We start from the raw sequence: 4,703 nt of genomic DNA on the forward strand, positions 1-4,703 counted from the left end.
CGGGGGCGGAGCCCCCGGGGCTAGGGGACAGGCCGCGCCGCAGACCGCTTGGCCGCCCGCCACTCGGGGGCGAGTACCGACCAGATCTCCTCGTCGTGGCGCTGCCCCCGGTAGAGATAACTCTCGCGGAGGACCCCTTCGCGGGTCATGCCGAGGCGGCGGGCCACGGCGATGCTGGGCGCGTTGCCGGAGGAGCACCACCAGTCGACGCGGTGGACGCCGCGCTCCTCGACGGCCCAGTCGATGAGGACCCGGCAGGCCCGCGTGACCAGACCCTTGCCGGCCGCCGCGGGCTCCAGCCAGCAGCCCGCCTCGGCGGTGCGCTGGGCGAGGTCCATGCGGCGCAGGATGACGGCGCCGACCAGCTCGCCACGCAGGCGGATGCCGCAGATGCGGCCGGTGTCGGCGGCCGACTTGTCGGCGTACGCCTGGAGGTAGGCCCGGCTCGACGCCAGGTCGGTGATGATGTCGGGCAGGCCGTTGTGCCGCCCGATGAACTCCCGCCCCCGGTCGATGTGGGCCAGGAACTCGTCGGCCTGCCAGGGCTCCAGCGGGCACAGCTCCGCACCGTCGTCACCCAGGGATATCGCGTACATCAACGTCCTCCACAGCGCTCGCGGTTCGCGCTCATTATCGGGTTCCCTCCGCGACCTGTCGGGTGTCCTCCGTGGCCCGGAACGTCCGGCGGTACGCGGTCGGCGTCACCCCCAGGGCCGCCTGCAAGTGCTGCCGCATCGACTGCGCCGTACCGAAGCCCGCGTCCCGCGCGACCTGGTCGACCGACAGGTCGCTGGACTCCAGGAGATGCCGCGCCCGCTCCACCCGCTGCCGCGTCAGCCACTGCCCGGGGCTGACCCCGACCTCCTCGCGGAAGCGCCGCGTGAACGTCCGCACGGACATCGCCTCCTGCTCGGCCATGTCGCGGAGCTGGATCGGCTCGTGCAGCCGCCCGAGCGCCCACGCCCGCGCGACCGACGTCGTCGCCAACTGCGGCTCGGGCACCGGGCGTTGGATGTACTGGGCCTGCCCGCCGTCCCGGTGGGGCGGCACGACGGTGCGGCGGGCGACCTCGTTGGCGACGGCGGTGCCGTGGTCACGGCGTACGAGATGCAGGCACAGGTCGACGCCGGCGGCGACGCCCGCCGAGGTCAGCACGTCGCCGTCGTCGATGAACAGCACGTCCGCGTCGACCTCGACCCGCGGGAAGAGCCGCTGGAAGTGGTCGGCGGACGACCAGTGCGTGGTCGCGGGGCGCCCGTCCAGGAAACCGGCGGCGGCGAGGACGTAGCCGCCGGTGCAGATGGACACCAGGCGCGTGCCGGGCCGCAGGTGCGCGAGGGCGGCGGCCAGCTCGTCGGTGAGGCGGCCCTCCTCGTACACGGGCCCCAGTTCGTACGAGGCGGGGACGACGAGGGTGTCGGCGGCGGCCAGCGCCTCGGGGCCGTGCTCGACGAGGATCGCGAAGTCCGCGTCCGTGCGGACGGGGCCCGGCGGGCGGACGGAGCAGGTCAGGACGGAGTACAGCCGCGTCCCCGCGGCGTTCCGGGCGCGCCCGAAGATCCGTTGCGGGATGCCCAGTTCGAAGGGGATGACGCCGTCCAGGGCGAGGACGACGACGCGGTGCCGCCGCGCCGCCCCCGCGGGGTCGTTCTTACGGTCGGCCATGGCCCGATCCTAGCGAACACTGTCCCTCGGGCCACTCGTCCGTGATGATCGGCGCCACGGATGCTGTCTGACGTGAGCGAGACAACCGACCCGCGCGTGCGGACGACACAGCAGGAGCTGCCGGGCACCCCCGAGGGGACGGGCACCCCCAAGGGGGCGGCCACCCCCGAGGGGGCGGGTGGCCGGAAGCGCGCGCCCCGGATCCACCGAGCCTGGTTCGTCGCCGCCGTGGCCTTCGTGACGATCATCGGCGGCGCGGCCTTCGGCTCGCTGCCGGGCCTCCTCATCGACCCGCTGCACGACGACTTCGGCTGGTCGCGCGGCGAGATCGGCATGGGCGTCTCCCTCAACATGGCGCTGTACGGCCTGACCGCGCCGTTCGCCGCCGCCCTCATGGACCGCTACGGCATGCGCAAGGTCGTCGCGACCGCGCTCACCATGATCGCCACCGGGGCCGTGCTCAGCGTCTGGATGACCGCGAGCTGGCAGCTGATGCTCTACTGGGGCCTGCTCGTCGGCCTCGGCACCGGCTCGATGGCCCTGTCCTTCTCGGCGACCGTCACCAACCGCTGGTTCGTGGAGCGGCGCGGCCTGGTCACCGGCATCCTGACGGCCGCGGGCGCCTCCGGCCAGCTGGTGTTCCTGCCGCTGTGCGCGTGGATCGTGGACGAGCACGGCTGGGAGCCCGCGGTCGTCACGGTCGCGCTCGCCGCGCTCGTCGTGGTCCCGTTCGTGTGGCTGCTGCTTCGCGACCACCCGGCGGACGTCGGACTCGCCCCGTACGGAGGGGAGTTCACGCCGAAGCCGGAGCCCACGCGCGGCGCCGCGAAGCGGACCGTGCGGGTGCTCGTCGACGCGGCACGGACCGGGCCCTTCTGGCTGCTCGCGGGCTCCTTCGCGATCTGCGGCGCGTCCACGAACGGCCTGATCCGCACCCACTTCGTGCCGTCCGCGCACGACCACGGCATGCAGATCACCGCGGCGGCCTCGCTGCTCGCCGTGATCGGCGTCTTCGACATCATCGGTACGATCGCCTCCGGCTGGCTGACCGACCGCTTCGACGCACGCCGCCTGCTGGCCGTCTACTACGCCCTGCGCGGCATCTCGCTGCTCTTCCTGCCGATGCTGCTCGCGCCGACCGTGCACCCGCCGATGATCTTCTTCATCATCTTCTACGGCCTGGACTGGGTCGCCACGGTGCCGCCGACGCTCGCGCTGTGCCGCGAGCACTACGGCGCGGACAGCGCCATCGTCTTCGGCTGGGTCCTCGCCTCGCACCAGGTCGGCGCGGCCGTCGTCGCCTTCCTCGGCGGGGTGGCGCGGGATGTGTTCGGGACGTACGACGTGGTCTGGTACGCGTCGGGGGCGCTGTGCGCGGCGGCGGCGCTGATGGCCCTTGTGATCCGGCGGAACGCGCGGGACGCGGAGCTGCTGGCCTGAGCGTCAGCCGGACGGGCCGGACGTGCGGGGCGTGCCGGATGCGCCGGGCGTGCGGGGGGTGAAGTCGCCGAACGCGCCGCGGTGGAAGAGCAGGGGGGCGGTACCCGCGTCCTCGTCGACGGCGCCGAGCGCCTCCACGCGGCCGACGACGATCAGGTGGTCGCCGCCCGTGTGCACGGCCTGCACCGCGCAGTCGATCCAGGCCGGTGCGCCCGCGAGCCGCGGTGAACCCGTGACCGGGGCGGCGTCGTACGCGACTCCCGCGAACTTGTCCGCCCCGCTGACGGCGAAGGCGCGGCACAGGGCGCCCTGGTCCGCGCCCAGGATGTTCACGCAGAAGACGCCCGCGCGGGCGATGCGGGGCCAGGTCGTCGACGTACGGGCGACCATGAAGGAGACCAGGGGCGGGTCGAGGGAGAGCGACGCGAAGGACTGGCAGGCGAAGCCTGCGGGGCCGGCCTCGCCCGGCCCCGCGGGGGCCGTCACCACGGTCACGCCCGACGCGAAGTGGCCGAGCACCCGGCGGAATTCGGCCGCCCCGACCGGTGCGCGTTCGTCCTCGCGGACGGCCCGCAGGTGGGGGCGCGGCAGGGTCTCCACCGGGCGGTCGGCCGCGGTGGGGGCGCCTACCGACCTGAGGTACCGGACGACGGTGGCTGCCATGCCTGCGTGTCCCATCATGCCTCCATTGAACCTGACGGGTCGTCAGATCGGAAGCCCCGCGCGAGGGCTGTGGCAGTGTGACGGGCCCTACTTGCCCCGGTACGTGGGCTGCCTGCGCTCCACGAACGCCGCCACGCCCTCCTGCGCGTCCGCCGTCGTCATGTTGATCTCCTGGGCGGCCGCCTCCGCGGCGAGGGCCGTGGCGCGGTCCGACTCCAGGGAGGCGTTGACGAGTTGCTTGGTGAGGGCGAGGGCGCGGGTGGGGGCCGCGGCGAGGCGGTCCGCCCAGGCGCGGGCCGTCTTCTCCAGGTCGGCGTCCGGGACGACGCGGTTGACCAGGCCGAGGCGTTCGGCGTCCGCCGCGGCGAGTGCGTCGCCGAAGAACATCAGTTCCTTGGTGCGGTGGGGGCCGATGAGGCGGGGGAGGAGGTAGGCGCCGGCGCCGTCCGGGACGAGGCCCCGGCGGGCGAACACCTCGATGAACCGTGCCGATTCGGCGGCCAGGACCAGGTCGCAGGCGAGGGCCAGGTGGGCGCCTATGCCTGCTGCCGTGCCGTTGACCGCGGCCAGGACGGGTTTCTCGCAGTCGAGGACCGCGGTGATGAGGCGTTGGGCGCCGTGCTTGATGGTGCGCGCGATGTCCCCCGGCACCCTTTCCGCCTGCGGCGGGGCTGTGGTGGGGGCGCGCAGGTCGGCTCCTGCGCAGAAGCCTTTGCCGGTGGCGGTGAGGACGACTGCCCTGGTGGCGGGGTCGGTGGTCGCTGCCTCCAGCAGGGTGATGACGTGGTCGCGCTGCTCGGCGGTGATCGCGTTCATGACCTCCGGCCGGTTGAGGGTGATCCAGGAGACGCTGTTGTGGTGGGTGTGGAGGGTGGAGGGCATGGTGGGGTCCGTTTCGGTGGGTGGGTGGTTGGTCCCTGCCGGGGGCTCCCCAA

5 protein-coding genes are annotated in these 4,703 nt (G+C 73.5%); 1 reads left to right on the forward strand and 4 read right to left on the reverse strand.

Annotation, left to right across the window (positions count from 1 at the left end; genetic code table 11):
* Positions 1–20: 20 nt before the first annotated feature.
* Both STRAU_RS31950 and STRAU_RS31955 read right to left on the reverse strand, forming a co-directional pair.
* Complete coding sequence (locus STRAU_RS31950; protein WP_016644550.1) at positions 21–596, reverse strand: GNAT family N-acetyltransferase; 576 nt, start codon at positions 594–596, stop codon at positions 21–23.
* 34 nt (positions 597–630) lie between these two features.
* Positions 631–1,665: a GlxA family transcriptional regulator gene (locus STRAU_RS31955; protein WP_016644551.1), complete on the reverse strand. Its 1,035-nt coding sequence runs from the start codon at positions 1,663–1,665 to the stop codon at positions 631–633.
* A 60-nt stretch (positions 1,666–1,725) separates the two neighbouring features.
* Between STRAU_RS31955 and STRAU_RS31960 the strand changes: the two genes are divergently transcribed.
* A complete protein-coding gene (locus STRAU_RS31960) occupies positions 1,726–3,105 on the forward strand; it encodes an MFS transporter (RefSeq protein WP_016644552.1) in 1,380 nt (459 codons plus the stop codon).
* Positions 3,106–3,108: 3 nt separating this feature from the next.
* Here STRAU_RS31960 and STRAU_RS31965 read toward each other — a convergent pair whose 3' ends face one another.
* Together STRAU_RS31965 and STRAU_RS31970 are read right to left on the reverse strand one after the other, a co-directional pair.
* Positions 3,109–3,786, reverse strand: a complete 678-nt coding sequence (locus tag STRAU_RS31965; RefSeq protein WP_016644553.1) for a flavin reductase family protein — start codon at positions 3,784–3,786, stop codon at positions 3,109–3,111.
* A 69-nt stretch (positions 3,787–3,855) separates the two neighbouring features.
* Positions 3,856–4,650, reverse strand: coding sequence for an enoyl-CoA hydratase/isomerase family protein (locus STRAU_RS31970; protein ID WP_016644554.1), 795 nt, complete (start codon positions 4,648–4,650; stop codon positions 3,856–3,858).
* Positions 4,651–4,703 lie beyond the last annotated feature (53 nt).

It is taken from the genome of Streptomyces aurantiacus JA 4570, from assembly GCF_000414115.1.
GTDB lineage: Bacteria > Actinomycetota > Actinomycetes > Streptomycetales > Streptomycetaceae > Streptomyces > Streptomyces aurantiacus_A.

Excerpts from the sequence above, each read along its gene's own strand:
- STRAU_RS31950 (WP_016644550.1), bottom strand. The coding sequence starts at position 596 with ATGTACGCGATATCCCTGGGTGACGACGGTGCGGAGCTGTGCCCGCTG.
- STRAU_RS31955 (WP_016644551.1), bottom strand. The coding sequence starts at position 1,665 with ATGGCCGACCGTAAGAACGACCCCGCGGGGGCGGCGCGGCGGCACCGC.
- STRAU_RS31960 (WP_016644552.1), top strand. The coding sequence starts at position 1,726 with ATGCTGTCTGACGTGAGCGAGACAACCGACCCGCGCGTGCGGACGACA.
- STRAU_RS31965 (WP_016644553.1), bottom strand. The coding sequence starts at position 3,786 with ATGATGGGACACGCAGGCATGGCAGCCACCGTCGTCCGGTACCTCAGG.
- STRAU_RS31970 (WP_016644554.1), bottom strand. The coding sequence starts at position 4,650 with ATGCCCTCCACCCTCCACACCCACCACAACAGCGTCTCCTGGATCACC.